The following is a 16365-nucleotide window of genomic DNA, read 5'->3' on the forward strand; positions in this document are numbered from 1 at the left end:
GCATGAGCGACCCCAACACTCGGAAAACGCCGGCCTCAACCCTGAGAACGCCTCACAGGCACTCGCTCAGCTGCGGTCAACGCCCTACGATCTCATCTCAGGGGCTCAACGCCACACCTCATGAATAAAGCAGGCTAGTAGCCGCGTCCGTACCTGCCACTTGAGCTGATGTGAAACTGAGTGCTTTCCTACCACATACCTAACACTACATGTCGGTTATAGATTCGGCTCAGATCGCGTGATCTGGAGTCAGAGCGAGCCCAGCGGTACCCAGCCGGAGTAGTGCTCTCTTGGGAGTTTCGCGCAATTCCATGTTCTTCCGGAGCACCCCGAGTGGGTTCCTTTCGAAAAGACAACCTTCCGATCACGGTCGCACGTCACCGAAGATTGATGCGCCAACGAACGGCTACTGCCGAAATTTCGGAAATCCGTCCAGCATAAGCTAATATTATGAAGCACACAGTGTATGTCGTGGGTGCGATCCGGGTTGATTTACAAGAGAGAACGGTCGGTGTCTAGCGAAGTGAGTGATACTAGGAGCGGGGCTCTAGGTGAGTCTCTCAAGGGTGAGGGATGGTGGGCGACTCAGCTCGTTTCTGAGATAAGGCTGAAGATCCAGTTCATCGTCGCAACGATTGGTATCCTCAGCGCTGGCGCTTTCCTGAGTTTTACTGGTGAAAAGGAGAATATCCAGGATGCGCAGATTCGGCTTGAGCAACGTATCGATAACGAACAGGAGAAGCTGCAGGGGCTGATCAAGGATGCGCAAACGCAGCTCCAGAACAAGATAGATGGGCTTTTGGGCGATGCTCACATCATTCCATTGGATGCCAATGGCGAGACGCTCGAGGGTCGAACGATTGAAGCGCTTCTCGTGGCTGCGGCCCCTTCTGAAAGGCGCAAGAGCTGGCACACGCACCGCTTAGTGATTCCCTACACTCTCATCAATAGAGGGGATGCAGCTGCCGAAAACCTCATCGCCAAATTCTACACGGATGAAACCCTCCCGATGTTCTCTCCGAGCAGCCTGCTCCGAGGCTATGAATTTGAGATGGTCAACCCAAAATTGGTGTCCCACAAGATGCTACCCGGACTCTCAGTCAGTTTGCACTTTCCCGTTTGGATTCGGATGGACGAAGGTGAACTGCAGGTCGATTCCGTTCACCGGGTGGCAGTCGAACTGGTCTCTGAAGGCGACTCCGAAGTTGTCGAGCACCAAATCAGACTCGTAGAGGAGTTCAGCAACGAGCGCGAAAACCGCAAAGTTCGTGCGACGAAGGAGTCACGCGGCGGACAGACAGCCAGCCTAAGGATGTACGCCCCCTCTGGCGAACCGCTGGAGGATTCCGCGCTAGAGGCGGTTCTTATCCCGAAGAGAGCTAAGGACGCGGATTGGATTACTCACCGCCTTCTAGTCCCGTACGTGTTTCGGAACGAGGGCGGGGAAGCAGCCAGGATCGAGTCTGCCGGAATCTACTTTACCGACGAGCTGCCTGCTGGTATCCCGAGTCTCTTGGAAGCCGGCTTCGCGTACTCTACTGGTATGCAGTTCCAGGCGAACTTCCCACCTGGATATGCTTCGACCGACTCGTTTACCGTTCCGGTCATTGCGAGCGCTGTGCAAGAGAACTTGGTTACGTCCGCGCGCCTAGTTCTGTACTACGCTGGCCGAGTGGAAAAGCTGGACTTCACACTGAAGCTTGTAGACGAATTCTCTGATCCTGCATGGCAATACCACTTTGAGAAAACCAGTATTCAGGGTGCCGAGGAATCAGACTCTGAGTAGCGCGCACTGCTGCTGATTCCACAAGGAATCGTCGCGCGGAGAAGCTGCTGCTTCAGCGTCCCTTCAAGAGCCGTCGCCAGATACGTCGGATGAGGCCCCTGGGTATCTTCGCAACGGGTTGCGGCGACTGGATTGTGCCGGAAGGCGAGGTGGGGCGGCGGCCCTATCAAGACTTGCCCCGATCATGCTCAACCGTCACGCAATACCTGTCGCGCCCTCAGACTCATGCACTCATGTGGTCTCGGTTTTCGCTTTTTCGTCCTTCCAGTCATCCAACGCCTTCAGCGTAGCTTGGATAAACGGACTCTTGGTCGCTAGCCACAGAAACCCGTCTGCAATGGCCTTGCCCGGCTGGCGCAGCGGTCGCTCAACGTGCATCAGCAGCACCACACGGTTCTCTTCGGTATCGTTCCAGACCTCGTGATAGTAGGTGTCGTCGAAGACGAGGAACTTGCCGGGCTCCCAGCTGTAGTCAGAGCCATCGATATTGATGCGGCACGCGTGTCTGTCTTCGGGCACCTGCAGCCCGAGATGGCAGGTGATCATGCCATTGGTAGGGCCGTAGTGCCTTGGAAGGTGTGTGCCCGGCGTGTGAATAGAGAAGAACGCCGAAATCAGTCCCGGCACGGACCTCACCAGCTCGCTGGTCTTTGGGCAGCGAGCCGTGTTCTCCTCGATCTCGTAGCGGTAGCCGAAGAGGAAGAATACCTTCCATTTTTCATCGGTGGCGATGCGGCTGTGGTCTGGCGAGACCTCGCGCAGCGGGGGCGCGTCCTCCGGGCGGCAGACGGCGAGAGCCTCGTCCCGGATGGCCTCCCAGTTGGCCTCCAGGTTCGAGGTCCAGTCGAACACGTCGGACTCGAAGACGGGTGGATTGCCGACCTTCGAGAACAGCCCGATAAACCAATGGATGGGCGGCCGAATGTAGAAGCCGATCCAGAAGACCGACTTGCGAAACACGTAGGCGCTGGCGGCGCGAATCCGGCCCAGGGGGCCGGTGGCGATAGCGGTGTCCGACATAAGGAGGATGCTTCTTCCTTGATTGGATCGACAGAGTATTCGGCATTATACGGGAGCCGGCGGCGGCGTCCGCCCGCAATGCGTCCGAAGGGCAGAGCAAGCCCGCGAAACGCGCCTCGCTACGATGCGTCTCAGCTCCTCGGCGCGCTTAGCGCGCGAACGCCTTCCGGCGTGAATTCCTCCGTCTCGTAGACTACGTCGCGATCGCTTCGCGTGAAGCGAATGGTGGCGCGTTCCTGGGTGCCCGGCGTCTCCACGGTCAGCACGACCGGCAACCAGCCGCGGTCTTCACGAAAGATGAGCTTTTCCGCCCGGATGCGAGCGATAAGCTCGCCCTCGCCGTTGAAGCGTTCGATGATCAAAGGGATGTCTTCCTCTGCACCGACGCAGGAGCGCACGGCGGGGAAGCGCCTTTCCTCGTACTTATAGGACTCAACGATCCAGCAGTCCCGCCGCCCAGCGCTCATGGCGCCGACGGTGGCGTGGCGCGGCCAGTCCCAGAAGGACTCGAACAGATCCTCCGGGCGCACGGAGGTGCCGAACAGGGGCTCGCCGAGATCGTCCTCGGTGAGGGGCGTGGATGTATCGGGCGGCACGAAGTGAAAGCCAGAGACCTCGGCCTCGTCGTCGCGCTGGATCATCAGCGCTTCGCCCTTGCGGTCTCGCGGCCACATGGCAATCAGCAGGGTCTGGCGGATCTTCTCGTCCTGGCGCTGCTTGATCAGTAGCTGCACGGCGCGGTCGTTCTCCTCGCCGGGCAGGTCGACTTCCAAGCGCGCCCGCAGGCGCAGGCTGCTGCTGCGCTGCTCCTGCGTTTGAAGCCGCTCTACGAGGTCGTTCGGGGAGGGCAGTTCCACCCCGTCTTGCGGCGCGCTCGCCACCAGTTCGCTGTCCGCGCTGACTGGGACGTCTTCGGTAGGCACGGCGTCTGCGATGCCCTGGCCCAAGGCCATCGGTGCTTGCACGCACAAGATGAAGGCCAGCGGCGCCCAAGGATTTCGATGACCTCTCACGGCTTACTCCGCGCTCAGTGCAACGGTGGGACGCAGGCGGGCCGCGCGCCACGCAGGGTAAAGCCCCGCCGCTGTGCCGAGCCCCACGGCCACCAGGAAGGCGGTTAGGAACAGATCGGGGCCCACCTCGGCCTGCAGGCGACCGCGCATCACCTCAGTGGTCTCCATCAGGCGCGCCGCCCCGATCCCGATCGCCGTACCCACAGCGCCGCCGAGCAGCGCCAGCATCAGCGATTCGAGCAGGATCATGGCCATCACGCGCCTTCGGTTCCAACCGACTGCGAGCAGGATGCCGATCTCCCGTGTGCGCTCGAACACGCTCATGAGCATGGTGTTGGCAACGCCGAAGGCGCCTACGACGATGGCGATCAGCGAGGTGGCGAAGCTCATCGCCTTGGCCACCTCGATGCCGCTGTTACTCGACGCCACTTCGGTGGCCTCCAGTGCGGTGAAGGTGGGGTGTGATGCCTCCAGGGAGGCTTTCACGGTTGGGCCGTCATTGGCCGGATCGTGCAGGCGCACGTTCAGCAGGTTGACCAGCCCTGGGCGTTCGGTGGCCGTTTGCATAGCCTCCAAGGGCAGCACGATCGCGCCGGTCTCCACCAGCGCCGAGGTGCGGTAGATGCCGACCACTTCGAAGTCGTCGAACTCGATCTGCAGGGGATCGCCGACGCCTTTGCCCAAGGTCTCCGCGGCCAGCTCACCGAGCAGTGCCTCGCGCGAGTCGTTGCCTGAGGGCATACGGCCTTCGATGATCGTGAGGTGGTCCCACAGGAAGCTCGGGTACTCCCAGCCGAAGACGAAGATCGTCGAGACCTCCTCGACGCCCATCATGTCAGTGAGCAGCCCAGCCGTGGATTCCACCTCCGGAAGGTCCGTAATGTCATCGAAGATATCTTGTTCGAAGTTGGCCGCCACCACGCTGCGGCTGGTCACCTTTCTTACCACCACGTCGGTGTCGCGCGCCTCGTAGATACCGGCCCAGCTCGCCTCCAGGCCCCGGGCGAAGCCGGTGAGGGCGACCACGGCAGCGATGCCGACGGCGATACCGACCACCGTAAGTGCCGTGCGGACCACTCGGCGCTGCAGGTTCTTCCACACGATGGTGAACAGGTTCATGCGCTTGTTGCCGCTGACTCGGCGGCGCCGGATTGCGCCTGGCAGCTACCGTCGAGCATATGCACCACGCGGTCGGCGCTCGATGCTACGCTCGCGTCATGGGTGACGATGATGAGCGTGGTGTCGAAACGCTCATGCACGTCGAGCAGCACCTGCAGGATGCGCTTGGCGTTTTCCGAATCCAGGTTACCGGTCGGTTCGTCGGCTAGCAGCAAGGCCGGGGAATTGGCAAGGCTCCGGGCCACTGCTACGCGCTGTCGTTCGCCGCCGGACATCTCCGTGGGGTGATGATGCAGGCGCTCGCCCAAGCCTACGCTCTCCAATAGCTCGCGCGCGCGAGCGGTTCGCGCTCGCGCTGAGCGCACTTGGCCGAGCATCGGCACCTGAACGTTTTGCAGGGCCGTCAGGGTGGGAATGAGATAGAAGGACTGGAAGACGAACCCGATGTGCTGGGAGCGGTAGCTGGCCAGCGCGCGTTGCCCGCGGATCGCCTTGCCGTCGAAGAGCAACTCGCCATCGGTGGGCTCATCCAGGGCACCGAGGAGTTGCAGCAGCGTCGACTTGCCGCTGCCGCTGGGGCCCATTATCGCCAGCACCTCTCCGTGTGCCACCGAGAGGTCTAGGCCACGCAAGGCGTGTACCCGATCCCCGTCGTACCATTTCTGTAGGCCCCTGGCTTCGATCAGCGGTGATTTTGCAGTCATCGGTTGCGTAGGGTCGAATCCTGGTGAGCAACGCCACGGGCTCGCTTCTGGAGCGGAAGCTCAGTGGCGGCTGCTGAGGGTGGCGCTGCGGGCAGCGTATGGTTCATCCGCGGGTTTGGGTCGGGCAGCGCAGGTGGTTGCCGGCGAGGCCCGCACGAAGCCGGAGTATGCGTTGCTTACTCGGCGCTGTCGAACGACCGGTTGGTGGCGGGTGCGACCGCGTTTGGCGGGGCGGCTGGATGCGACAATTCCTGCTCTCGAGCGTGCTCCGTAATAGTACGATGTTTGCTGGCTCTTCACCGTTGGCGCGGGCAGTTTCAATCTGGTGGGGCCTGGGGAATGGGCGCTGACCCGCCGGTGGATGGGCGAATGGTCCTTGCCAGCCCATCGAACGCTGCTGGACCATGAGGCGCAGTCGGTGAGTATGGAGAGACCGGATGTTGCTACGACACCTCATTTGCATAGCGTGGCTGATGGCTTTGCTCGCCGCCTGTGGCGGCGACAGCAGCACCAGTTCTCCGGCGACCACTGCAGATACCAATTCAGCGGCAACGCCCTCAGATGGTATCAGCGGAGCTCTACAGAGCGGCCTCCAGAAGGGACTCGATGCCGCGTGGGTTTACGTCGACGCGGGTGGTAGTGCAAAGGCGACCTACTTCGACGGCGTCGAGGACCTACGCACGGATGAGCCTGCCAAAGCGGACGCTCTGTTCAAGATCGCCAGTGTCAGCAAGCTGTTCATCGCCGTCAGCGTCGTCAAACTCGCCGACACCGGCCTGCTGCAGCTCGACGATACGGTCGCCTTCTGGTTGCCTTCCCTCGCGGGGCGCTTGGCCAACGCCGAGCAGATCACCCTGCGCCATCTCCTCCAGCACCGCAGCGGCGTGCCCGACTTCGACAGCGAGCCGGGCTTCAGCTGGGAAGCTGCCCACACGGACCTTGAGGCGTTGCTAGCCCTCGTAGTGGACGACCCGGGGGACTTCTCTCCCGACGCCCGCTACGCATACAGCAACACCAACTACCTGCTGCTCGGACTGATCCTCGATACCGCCCTCGGCTACAGTCACCACGAATTCGTGCGCAACGACATTCTTTCGCCCCTAGGGTTGATCAGAACTGTCTCCCTACTGAGCGAGGTCGATACGTCACTGATGGCGCGTGGCTACTGGGATGGTGTGGATCGAACCACCCAAGACTACGTGGTGCCAGGCGGATCGATGATCTCGACCATTGAGGAAACCGGGGCGTTTCTGCGGGCGCTGGCGACGGGAGCGCTCCTCAGCGCGGCGCAACGTGAGCGGTATCTCGGTCTTTTCGGTAGTGTGGGTCACTCGGGATGGCTGCCGGGGTACCAGAGCATCACCTACTACTTCACCGATATCGACACGGTGGTGGTGCAGTTCGTGAACAATACGGGCGGTAGCAGTGAGGCGACTTCCCAAGCGTTGTTCGATGCGGTTGTCGACGCGCTATACGATTGATCGCTGGCTTGCCTGGTTAGCGGATTCGTCTGCAGACTCGCGGGAGGAGTCTGCCCTTACGTCCGGAGTCACCCATGCCTTCACTGAAGCCGCTCGTTCTCTCCTTGTGTTTCTGCGTGCCAGTGCTTGCGCCACTCGCTTCGCTCGCTCAAGAACCGGGGGCAGCAGAGGTCCGCGTATCAATAAGTGAAGGGGCGGTCACGGCCATCGCAGCGCTAGGCTTGCAGGTGCCCATCGTTGGGCGCATCTTCTTTATCGTGGCTCGCGACGATGAGCAGATGCCTCACCTAGGTACTGGCGTGACAGGCAATCCGCTCTGGGGTGTCGATGTGCGCGATTTCGGCCCTGGCGATCGCGCGCTCATCCGGGACGGGGATACGTCGGTCTCGGGCTATCCCTTCAACGCCCTCGCAGACCTGCCGCCCGGGGACTATCACGTGCAGGCCTTCATCAACGTGTACACCACTTTCCATCGATCCGATGGGCACGTGATCGAGGCGCACATGAATAGCGGCGCGTTTCAAAGTCCCTTCAAGTCGCCGGGCAACGCGTACAGCGAGGTTCAGAGCGTCACGGTCGGCGAGCAGGGCTTGGGTGCGATTGACCTGACCATCAGCGAGGTCATCCAGCCATCGCGGCCCTTGCAAGATGGCGAGGTTCTTCAGCAAGGGAATTTCGAGGACACCGTATGGGTCCGCTACATCAAAATTCGAAGCGAGAAGCTCTCAGCGTTTTGGGGCCGAGACATGTACATCGGCGCCAACGTCCTGCTTCCATCCGGGTACGAGGAGCGCCCTGACGCCACCTTCCCGGTGCTCTACATGCAGGGCCACTCTTCAGGATTAACGCCCATGCCTTGGGCGCCGGCGCCGTGGTTTCGGCCGGGCTACGAACCGGAGCATGTAGCCGTCGGCCCGCAGCTGGAGGGTTTCTACGAGGCCTGGACCGCGGGGGAGTTGCCCAAGATCGTCGTTATCACGATTCGCGATGCCAACCCCTTCTTTGATACGTCCTACTCCGTGAACTCCCCGAACGTCGGACCGTATGCCGACGCCATCTACGAGGAGCTGATTCCTCACTTAGAGGCGCAGTTTCGAATCGTTGCTGAGCCTTGGGGGCGCGTGCTGGCGGGTCGTTCGACCGGCGGCTGGGAGGCGGCGGCGATGATGGTGTTCAACCCGGAGCGCTTCGCGGGTGCGTTTCCCTGGGCGCCAGACCCGATCGACTTCCGCAAGCTGATGCAGATCAACATCTACGATTCCAACAGCGCCTTCTACAACGAACTCGAGTGGATTCGCACGCCCTTGCCAGCTCAACGAGATATTGATGGAATCATTAACTACTCGGTGCTTGATGAGCACCGCTACGAGCAAGTGGTGGCCACTAAAGATCGCTCAGGCGGTCAGTGGGCGATTTGGCAGGCGCTGTACAGCCCGGTCGCCGATGACGGCTACCCGGCGCCACTGTGGGATCCGGATACGGGGGAGATCAACCGCGAGGTCGCTACCTACTGGCGAGAGCATTGGGATCTAAGTCACATCATCCAGCGAGACTGGCCAAGGCTAGGTCCGAAGCTTGCTGGCAAGCTTCATTTCGCTGTGGGGCGGCGCGACAACTACTACCTCGAGCAGGCGGTATACCTGACCCACGCGCGCATGGCGGCGCTCGCAAACCCCGCCGCAGCGGCGACCTTTCAATACGGTACGAACGGCCGTCACTCGTGGATAGGGCACAGCCTCGAAGATCCCACGCAGCAACTTCGCTATCGGGAGTTCATCCGCGTGGTAGCACAGTTCGTGAGGGAGCGAGCCCCTGCCAATGCAGATCTAGAGAGTTGGGGCTACTGAGGACGAAGATTTGCAGGGGGCTGCGCGGTGAGTGATTCCGAGGGTTTTTCGCGCCGCGAACGCCGCGCGAAAAACCCCTTCTTCCCAACCGGCCTGCGACTACTGTTGCGCAGTGATCCTGAAGATCTCCCCTTCATCCACTGCGGCGTAAAGAGCCCCATCGGGTCCGAGTCGCAGTCCTCGGAAACGCTTCTTCAGCCCCGTCGGCATCCGAATGACGCTTCTTACGGCCTGGCCGTCGTCGGTGATATCGATGACGTCGATACGCATTCCCGAGGGCGTACCGCCGAATCCGATGCCCATGATGCCAACCGCCAGACGACCTTCCCAATAGCCCCAGTTGCTGCCCTTCAGGAAGGCGGCGGAGCCGGTGCCCTGGGATAATCCGTTGTTGTTCCACGCGGGCGGCATTAGATCTTCGAAGCGGGTGTCGCTCATTGGCGTGCCGGCGGCTGCGCGAGCGGCAGGTAGCATGCCGTCCATCTGGTTGGGCATGTACCCGCAGTATTCGTCTGGGCAGTCGCCGCGTCCGCCCATGTTCGGTCGTGGGTCCCAGCCACCGTTTCCGCCGTTGACCAGCATGGTGATCTCATCGTTGTGCCAGGGGCCGTGCTCGGCCACGAAGGCCCTATCGTCGCTCGGGCGGAAGTCGATCCCTTGAACGTTGCGATGGCCGTAGGTGTACACGCGCTTGTCGAAGCCGTCCGGCGGGTTGTTGCCCGGATGGGGCTTGCCGTCCGTATCGATACGCAAAACGTTGCCGCCAAGGAGCGTCGGCGACTGCGGTACATCGCCCTTGTGCCTATCACCTGATGTTGCCCATAGGTAGCCCTCTGGGCCGAAGCGAAGTCGGTCGCCGTTGTGAGCGCCAGGGCCGCCGAAGGGGTGATTGGATTCGAAGGGCTTGTACTGGATGTCCTTCACGATGTCAGTGCGGTTGGCAACCTTGTTCATGCGTTTGTTGAGCGTGAGTCGCATGACGATGTTGCCATCGCACTTGTCGAAGTTCGTCTTGCACCCCGAGCCATGGTACTTGTTCGAGGTGGACGCCACGTAGACCCGGCGGTTGTTGTCGAAGTCGGGGTCTGCCGCCACGCCCAGCATGCCTGCCTGGCCTTCGCAGAACAGGTCCTGGCCGGCCGAGGCGTAGCCGCTGGACCCCTTCATGCCGTACAGTGCCACCACATCTCCAGACTTGGTCCTTAGGGAGAGGCCCCTGCACTTCTCCGTGAAGAACATGTGCCCGTCATCGGTGAAGGCCATGTCCCAGGGGTTTTCCAAACCGCTGAGTATCGACTCTGCGCTGATGCTCGGTGTCCCCATGGTGTCCGCAAGGGCGAGGGGTACGGCGACGGCGGTGGCCGTCAGGGTCGCTGCTGATGATAGGCTCAGTTTTCGATTCAAGGCTTGTGCTCCTCTAGCCATTCGGCTGGACCGTCGATAGGTACGCAGCCAAATTCTTGATTTCCGCATCGGAAAGCGGTTTCGCCATCATGATCATCAGGGCAGAGTTGGGGCCGATTTTCGTGCCCGCCCTGTAGGTCTTGAGGCGCTCTTCGATGTAGCTAGCGTCCTTTCCAGCTAACCTTGGATAGCTGGCGAGTCCCATCCCTCCTGGGCCGTGGCAGTTTCCGCAGTTCTGCGCATACCGCGCCTCACCGGCTTCGGTGGCAGTCGTCTCGTCGTCGGCATAGCTTGTGCTGATAGTACCTATCAGTATCGATATACCTAATAAGAATATACGCACAAAAGACCTCGAGGCTTGTGGCGCCTTGACCAAAGCTAAGGCATTGATGGAGTGTACGTTGTCTCCCGGAATGCGCCGGGAAGCCCCCTGATTGCGCTGCAGTCGCGATGTTTCGTCTACCAGGTTGGTTACCGCCTCGTCGATCCTGCGGACGATTCGCGTGCCCCGAAGCCCTCGACGCCTCACGAGGTGCTGCCCCGGCGCCGTTCAGATGGTTACGCATTACCGGTGCGAGACCAACCGCCACATCATCGAACGGGAAAAAGTCCCGAGTCTAGAGGCTATGCCCCACAGGGCGGCCGGAGGGATCGCGCTTGGCAATTCGGGCATGGCGGCGGGCGGACTCTGCGGCTATCGACACCGCGCGGGATCTGGCGCCAACTGCCGACGGCCCTTATCGTGTACCCGTCAGTGTCGAAGACCTCCGATCGCACGCTTAACCCCCTGGTGACTGCAGATGACGAAGCCCTCTCTCACCGCGCTGTCTCTTCGCGTATGGTGCGTTGCCGTACTGCTGATATCCGTTGCCGACGCTGAGAGTCTCTTTGATAGCAAATTCCCCGGGGCGCAGCTCGTGGGCGAGGATCAACTTCCCTACGCGTCCGCCACCTTCTACATCGGTGACATGCAATCGAAGTTCGAGCCTGGTCCATCGCTGACCTTGGAGGGCAGTGTGCGCATCGTCGCCTATCAGCTACAGGAGGCGAGGGCGACGCTAGAGGTGTTCAAGGCCTACCAGCGAGCTGCGGCCGATCTTGGCTACGCGGAGCGCTACGTTTGCTCGGGCGTCTCAGGTTGCGGGGGCAACGTGGGTTACCTCATCAACCGCGACGGCCGCGGCAAGGTCGGGTTGGGGAACGACTTCCAGTATGCCGTGTTGGAGCGCAAGCGCGATGGAGTGCTCGAAGTCGTCCACGTGCTTGTGATGATGGCGGGGAGCCGACCGCCAGCGGTTTTTGTGGAGTCAGTGAAAAGGGACGGCAAGCAAGCGGACTTAGAGCCCCTTTCTGCCGACGAGATTTCCGCTGCAATCCGCAACGCGGGTGCCGTAGCGATCCACGGGCTCGAGTTCGCGACGGACTCGGCGGAGCTACTGTCGACCTCCCGTCCGGCGCTGGTGGAGATGGCCGAGTTTCTAAAGCGCGATAGCACCTCCTCGATGCTCCTCGTGGGTCACACGGATAACCAGGGCTCGCTCGAGTACAACCTCGATCTATCGAGGCGGCGTGCGGGTGCAGTGCGAACTGCACTCGTTAGAGACTTTGCTATCTCCGGGGATCGCTTAGGGGCGCACGGTGTCGGGTTTCTTGCACCACGAGCCCTGAACAGCACCGCCCAGGGCAGGGCACGGAACCGGCGCGTGGAGCTGGTAGTACGCTGAGGCGGGGGTCCCTAAAGCCATCGACTCGTGCCAGCAGTAGCGCGTCAGCGACCAGTAGGCACCGAAAGCGCTTTCCTGGCACAAGTGCAGGGGCGCTTCATCGCGAAGCTGTGCAAACATCTGCGAGATGTCGTCCTCGATGAATCTGCTGATCTCGCTCGGATCCAGGCTCGCCAAGTTGTACATCTTATGCTCCCTGTGGTGGTCCCTAACGTCAGTCTGGCTCTTCAGATAAGGCGGGAGGTCGGGAGTCCCCTTTCCTCGAAGAGCGAAGAGAAAAGATAAGCACAAGGATCTGATTGGCGCTGCTGGCAGCCAAGCTACACGAGCGTAGCGGACCTGAGCGAAGGCGCCATTCAGCAGAGCGTGGTGTCCAGCATGATAACCTCCGCTTCAGTCGACTCTGGATCCCAGATCAGTAGGCCTTGCTCTCGGTACGGCAGCTGCGCGACGAGCCGCCCCTTCTCGCTCCACGCGGCGGAGCCGCCAGCGCTCTCGAAGCCCTCGCTCTCGCCGATCCCATTCACCAGGGCGACCGCCATCGTCAGGCGTTGCGCCAATGACGCCATGTAGTCCAAGGCATTCGCCACGTCTGCATCGGTTTTGGCTACGCAGGCCAGGTACACCTCCGCGCCGGCCTCGCGGGCGGCTTCCGCGTGGGTAGGGTGCAGCGATTCGTAGCATATTGCCGGCCCGATCTGCGTCTCTCCGACTTTTGGCGCTAGGGGAGTGTCGCCGCCGATGAAGTAAGGTTGCTCATCGTTGTGGAGCAGTTGCTTTGCGTAGACTTGACGTGCGGAGTCCGGGCGGAAGACTGCCTGGCTAATGTGGCGTCCCGCCGATGATCGGGTCGGAAGGCCCGCTAGGATCGCACAATGGAATCGCTCGGCAGCGTCCTGAAGGGGGTCGAAGGCAGTGTCATCGGCTGCAAAGGCCCGGTCACCGAGCCTGTCGAGCCAGTAACCGGTCAGGGAGAGCTCCGGAAATGCCACCAGCTCCGCGCCGGCGGCCGCGGCGCGCTCCACGGCATACAAGTGGCTCGCGAGGTTGCCAGCGATGTCGAGCGGGGCGGATGCAAGTTGCGCGAGGGCGAGTTTCATTGCTGCTCAGCTTTCCCGTGTGTCAATCGAACGTATAGGCGAAGCGCTCGATGTCCTCAGACCAGTGCTCCGCCACCAACGAGCGCGCTTGTGTAGTGTACCGCTCGACGTACGGGGCGCGTTGAGTTGCGTTGACGTGAGGCAGCGTTACGTGGTCTAGCGCAAGGCGCTCACAGACCTGCGAGAAGTCTTGCTCGAGGCGCTCGAAGTGGCCCACGAAATCGACCAGTACACGGCCCTGCGTGTCACACAATTGATGCGCCTGACGGTAGCGACGCGCTCGCGCTTCGTAGGCTAGATAGGCCTCGAAGGTGCCGAGTGCATGCACTTGGCGATGACGATGGTGGCTCGGCGTTGCGCGGATGTACTCGTAGGCGGACAGCAAGAGATCCCAGGGATTGCGCACGAAGGCGAAGGTGAACATGTCATCGAAAGCACCGGGGCCTAAGCGCTGCCGTACGTAATGCGCGCTCGCGTGGATGGGCCAGTAAACGCGCCTCGGTGAGAGCACGATCCCAAGCTTGCTCAAGGCTCGCGACAGAGCATCACGGGGCATGGGATCTGCGTAGGGGGAGAGGGCGCGGGTGATGCTGGTGCCGGCGGCCTTGCCGACGTGCAGAAACACAAAGTGCTTCTCGTGGGAAACGATCATGACTCGGTAGCTCTGGCCGCTTGCGCCGCGCCGTCGATGACCTCCTGGGCGGCGCGGAATGCCTCCTGGGCGGCAGGGGCGCCGCAGTAGACGGCCGAGTGAAGAAGAACTTCGCGAATCTCCTCCACGGTGCAGCCGTTGTTGAGGGCTCCTCGCACATGGCCCTTGAGTTCGGTGGGCGCTCTCAAGGCGGCGAGCATCGCGATGGTGATCAAGGAGCGAGTCTGACGTGTGAGACCGTCGCGCTGCCAGGTGGAACCCCACGCGTGCTCGTTGATCCAGGCCTGTAGCGGGCGAGTGAGGTCGGTGGTAGTGCGCGCGGCCCGTTCAACGAAAGCCTCGCCCATCACCTCCCTGCGCACTTCCAACCCCTTGCTCTCATTATCTTGCGACGACACGGTGGCTCCTTTGTCTGTGCTGGGCAACGCCAGGACGCAATATTCCTCACTATTCAACTGGCATTCACAGTATTCCTGCTGAAAATACGCTCTTAGGCAGGAGGAATTCTATGAAATTCGGTGAGTTACTAAAGCAGGCGCGAGCCTCGCGAGACTGGACCCAACCGCAGGCCTGTGCCGAGATAGGCATCGAGCAGTCGTATCTGTCGAAGCTGGAGGCAGGTAAATCGGTGCCTTCGGAGGACGTCTATCAGCGTTTGGTGGCGGTCTACGAGCTGCAGGCGGCTGATCTAGCGGCTTCCCTCTACCCCGCGGAACTAGATCGCTTGCGATCGATCAGCGCGGTCCGCAACGCCATTCTGGCCCAGGACACTCGCACCGAGTCCACTCGCCAGGGCTGGCTGATCGGTGGTGTAGCGGCATTGGCCCTAGGCGGGGCGCTCTTGGGCCTGGCACAGCTCGGGCACGGTGGCGCAGAGCAGCGCTTTACCTACCAGTCTATGGGCGTGGTCAACGCCGACGAACCGCTGGAGCTCTTCGCGACCGTAGACGACGACGGGCCAGCCGATCTACTCGCCCGGGTGGATGAGCAGATCGCGTCCTTCCACAAGTACCGAGGGCCGCGCTTCGTCGAGACCCTGCCGTCCTCCGCAAGGCGCGTCTGGACGCTCGTCGGCGGCTATGAGGAGAAGCGGGTGGGGCCCTACCGTCTGGCGCTGGTGCCCGCCTTCGCGCTCCTGTTCGCAGGTGTTGGCTGTTTCGTTGCCAGTTGGCGCTGGCGTTAGGAGAGAAAATGAAAATGACTTACGTAGTTGCCATTCTGCTGTTGCTCTCCCTTCACACCCACGCGCAAGCGCCATCGACTGCGCCCGCGCAAATCAGCGGCAAGTCGCTCGATGCTCGGATCGGCGAACTCATGGAGCGAGAACAAGTCGTTGGGCTCGCGGTGGCCGTCATAGAGGGTGGGAAGATCTCTCACGTGCAAGCCTACGGGTACCGCAATCGAGAGCAGCAGCTTGCGCTGGAGACGGACACGATCATGTACGGCGCGTCCCTCACCAAAGCGGCCTTCGCCTACATGGTGCTGCAGCTGGTGGATGAAGGCCTGCTAGAGCTCGATCGCTCGATCGCGGACTACTTGGAAGAGCCACTCCCCGCGTATGAGGAGTATCGCGCCTTCGCCGACGATGACACGTGGCGGGCGCTGACGCCGAGAATCATCCTCTCCCACCGCACGGGCCTGTCGAATCTGAGGTTTCTTGAGCCCGACGGCCAGCCGCGATTTCACTTCGCGCCTGGCACCCACTACGCGTACTCTGGCGAGGGCTTCTGGGTGCTCCAGCGCGTGCTCGAGTACGGCCTAGGCCTCGACATCAGAGAAGAGATGCGCAAGCGCGTCTTCGAGCCCTTCGGTCTCCGCAACACGGACATGCAGTGGCGCGACAGTTTTGCAAAGAACCTGGCTGATGGCTACGCCATGGACGGCAGCTTCGAACCGCACGACGAGCGCAGCAACGTAAGCGCAGCAGGCTCCATGGACACCACGATCGCCGACCAAGCGAAGCTGTGGCGCGCGCTTTTCGCGGGTGAAGGACTGTCCGAGGAGATGCGGGCAGAGTGGGTGCGCGCCCAGTTTCCCATCCGTACGGCGCAGAAGTTCCCGACGGTGCAGATGCACGACACTGAAATGCCCGGCGGCGAGCAAATCGCCCTAGCAGCCGGATTGGGCGTAGAGGTCTGGGAAGGGCCGCACGGACCTGCCTTTGCTAAAGGCGGTCACAACCCCTGGACCGCCAATCTGGTGATTTGCCAGTCCCGGGCCGAGCGTTGCTTGGTCATGCTGGCCAATAGCGTCAGGGCGGAGATCATCTTCCCCGAGCTCGCGCAGTTGATGCTCGCAGAGACGGCCTATCCGTGGTGGTGGGTGTATCCGGCGCTACACGGCACGCCGGCCGCTATCTCGAGGTAACGTGCGCTTCGCTCGCTTTGGTCAGGGGGCGCGGATTCTCCCGACCTCTGCTAAGGCGCGTGCCGATACCAAGCAGGAGCAGGACGAGTGGCGAGGTGGCGCCTGCGCCACCGTCCGGATCAGGCACCAGTCTCAATTCCGTGAAGTC

General features: G+C 61.6%; 15 protein-coding genes. 6 read left to right on the plus strand and 9 right to left on the minus strand.

The window, feature by feature from the left end:
- Positions 1 to 487: 487 nt before the first annotated feature.
- On the plus strand, positions 488 to 1786 hold the full coding sequence (locus AAGA68_11350; protein ID MEM9385648.1) for a hypothetical protein: 1299 nt from the start codon (positions 488 to 490) through the stop codon (positions 1784 to 1786).
- Positions 1787 to 2017: 231 nt separating this feature from the next.
- Here the strand turns inward: AAGA68_11350 and AAGA68_11355 are convergent, their stop codons facing one another.
- The 4 genes from AAGA68_11355 to AAGA68_11370 form a co-directional block, all read right to left on the minus strand.
- Positions 2018 to 2806, minus strand: coding sequence for an aspartyl/asparaginyl beta-hydroxylase domain-containing protein (locus AAGA68_11355; protein ID MEM9385649.1), 789 nt, complete (start codon positions 2804 to 2806; stop codon positions 2018 to 2020).
- A gap of 131 nt (positions 2807 to 2937) precedes the next feature.
- The gene (locus AAGA68_11360) at positions 2938 to 3819 is read right to left on the minus strand and encodes an outer membrane lipoprotein-sorting protein (protein ID MEM9385650.1); all 882 of its coding nucleotides are present in this window, start codon (positions 3817 to 3819) and stop codon (positions 2938 to 2940) included.
- Positions 3820 to 3822: 3 nt separating this feature from the next.
- Positions 3823 to 4938 carry an FtsX-like permease family protein gene (locus tag AAGA68_11365; GenBank protein MEM9385651.1) on the minus strand — a complete coding sequence of 372 codons (1116 nt, stop codon included), beginning with the start codon at positions 4936 to 4938 and terminating at the stop codon, positions 3823 to 3825.
- Entirely contained in the window at positions 4935 to 5642 is a 708-nt protein-coding gene (locus AAGA68_11370) for an ABC transporter ATP-binding protein (GenBank protein ID MEM9385652.1), read from the minus strand. Before AAGA68_11370 ends, AAGA68_11365 begins: the two co-directional genes overlap by 4 nt.
- Before the next feature lie 437 nt (positions 5643 to 6079).
- On the opposite strand from AAGA68_11370, the gene AAGA68_11375 reads away from it, so the two are divergent.
- Together AAGA68_11375 and AAGA68_11380 are read left to right on the plus strand one after the other, a co-directional pair.
- Complete coding sequence (locus AAGA68_11375; protein MEM9385653.1) at positions 6080 to 7123, plus strand: serine hydrolase domain-containing protein; 1044 nt, start codon at positions 6080 to 6082, stop codon at positions 7121 to 7123.
- Between the two features lie 74 nt (positions 7124 to 7197).
- Positions 7198 to 8970, plus strand: coding sequence for an alpha/beta hydrolase-fold protein (locus AAGA68_11380; GenBank protein MEM9385654.1), 1773 nt, complete (start codon positions 7198 to 7200; stop codon positions 8968 to 8970).
- Positions 8971 to 9069: 99 nt separating this feature from the next.
- Here the strand turns inward: AAGA68_11380 and AAGA68_11385 are convergent, their stop codons facing one another.
- Together AAGA68_11385 and AAGA68_11390 are read right to left on the minus strand one after the other, a co-directional pair.
- Positions 9070 to 10374 (minus strand): PQQ-dependent sugar dehydrogenase, encoded by a 1305-nt coding sequence (locus AAGA68_11385; protein MEM9385655.1) that lies wholly within the window; start codon positions 10372 to 10374, stop codon positions 9070 to 9072.
- Positions 10375 to 10387: 13 nt separating this feature from the next.
- Positions 10388 to 10717: a c-type cytochrome gene (locus tag AAGA68_11390; protein ID MEM9385656.1), complete on the minus strand. Its 330-nt coding sequence runs from the start codon at positions 10715 to 10717 to the stop codon at positions 10388 to 10390.
- 457 nt (positions 10718 to 11174) lie between these two features.
- Between AAGA68_11390 and AAGA68_11395 the strand changes: the two genes are divergently transcribed.
- Positions 11175 to 12098: an OmpA family protein gene (locus AAGA68_11395; GenBank protein MEM9385657.1), complete on the plus strand. Its 924-nt coding sequence runs from the start codon at positions 11175 to 11177 to the stop codon at positions 12096 to 12098.
- 356 nt (positions 12099 to 12454) lie between these two features.
- Here the strand turns inward: AAGA68_11395 and AAGA68_11400 are convergent, their stop codons facing one another.
- The 3 genes from AAGA68_11400 to AAGA68_11410 are packed head-to-tail and all read right to left on the minus strand — an operon-like array spanning position 12455 to position 14248.
- A complete protein-coding gene (locus AAGA68_11400; protein ID MEM9385658.1) occupies positions 12455 to 13198 on the minus strand; it encodes a carbon-nitrogen hydrolase family protein in 744 nt (247 codons plus the stop codon).
- Between the two features lie 22 nt (positions 13199 to 13220).
- Complete coding sequence (locus AAGA68_11405) at positions 13221 to 13850, minus strand: sulfotransferase family 2 domain-containing protein (GenBank protein MEM9385659.1); 630 nt, start codon at positions 13848 to 13850, stop codon at positions 13221 to 13223.
- Positions 13847 to 14248: a carboxymuconolactone decarboxylase family protein gene (locus tag AAGA68_11410; GenBank protein ID MEM9385660.1), complete on the minus strand. Its 402-nt coding sequence runs from the start codon at positions 14246 to 14248 to the stop codon at positions 13847 to 13849. The genes AAGA68_11405 and AAGA68_11410 overlap by 4 nt, the downstream gene beginning before the upstream one ends.
- Positions 14249 to 14358: 110 nt before the next feature.
- Between AAGA68_11410 and AAGA68_11415 the strand changes: the two genes are divergently transcribed.
- Positions 14359 to 15033 (plus strand): helix-turn-helix transcriptional regulator, encoded by a 675-nt coding sequence (locus tag AAGA68_11415; GenBank protein MEM9385661.1) that lies wholly within the window; start codon positions 14359 to 14361, stop codon positions 15031 to 15033.
- Between the two features lie 8 nt (positions 15034 to 15041).
- A complete protein-coding gene (locus AAGA68_11420; GenBank protein MEM9385662.1) occupies positions 15042 to 16217 on the plus strand; it encodes a serine hydrolase domain-containing protein in 1176 nt (391 codons plus the stop codon).
- Positions 16218 to 16365: the final 148 nt, after the last annotated feature.

It is taken from the genome of Pseudomonadota bacterium (genome assembly GCA_039193195.1).
Taxonomy (GTDB): domain Bacteria; phylum Pseudomonadota; class Gammaproteobacteria; order Steroidobacterales; family JBCBZW01; genus JBCBZW01.

Bases quoted from the DNA above. Each gene is read 5' to 3' on its own strand.
- AAGA68_11400 (MEM9385658.1), bottom strand. From the start codon at position 13,198: ATGAAACTCGCCCTCGCGCAACTTGCATCCGCCCCGCTCGACATCGCT.
- AAGA68_11415 (MEM9385661.1), top strand. From the start codon at position 14,359: ATGAAATTCGGTGAGTTACTAAAGCAGGCGCGAGCCTCGCGAGACTGG.
- AAGA68_11370 (MEM9385652.1), bottom strand. From the start codon at position 5,642: ATGACTGCAAAATCACCGCTGATCGAAGCCAGGGGCCTACAGAAATGG.
- AAGA68_11355 (MEM9385649.1), bottom strand. From the start codon at position 2,806: ATGTCGGACACCGCTATCGCCACCGGCCCCCTGGGCCGGATTCGCGCC.
- AAGA68_11375 (MEM9385653.1), top strand. From the start codon at position 6,080: ATGTTGCTACGACACCTCATTTGCATAGCGTGGCTGATGGCTTTGCTC.
- AAGA68_11380 (MEM9385654.1), top strand. From the start codon at position 7,198: ATGCCTTCACTGAAGCCGCTCGTTCTCTCCTTGTGTTTCTGCGTGCCA.
- AAGA68_11420 (MEM9385662.1), top strand. From the start codon at position 15,042: ATGAAAATGACTTACGTAGTTGCCATTCTGCTGTTGCTCTCCCTTCAC.
- AAGA68_11365 (MEM9385651.1), bottom strand. From the start codon at position 4,938: ATGAACCTGTTCACCATCGTGTGGAAGAACCTGCAGCGCCGAGTGGTC.
- AAGA68_11395 (MEM9385657.1), top strand. From the start codon at position 11,175: ATGACGAAGCCCTCTCTCACCGCGCTGTCTCTTCGCGTATGGTGCGTT.
- AAGA68_11405 (MEM9385659.1), bottom strand. From the start codon at position 13,850: ATGATCGTTTCCCACGAGAAGCACTTTGTGTTTCTGCACGTCGGCAAG.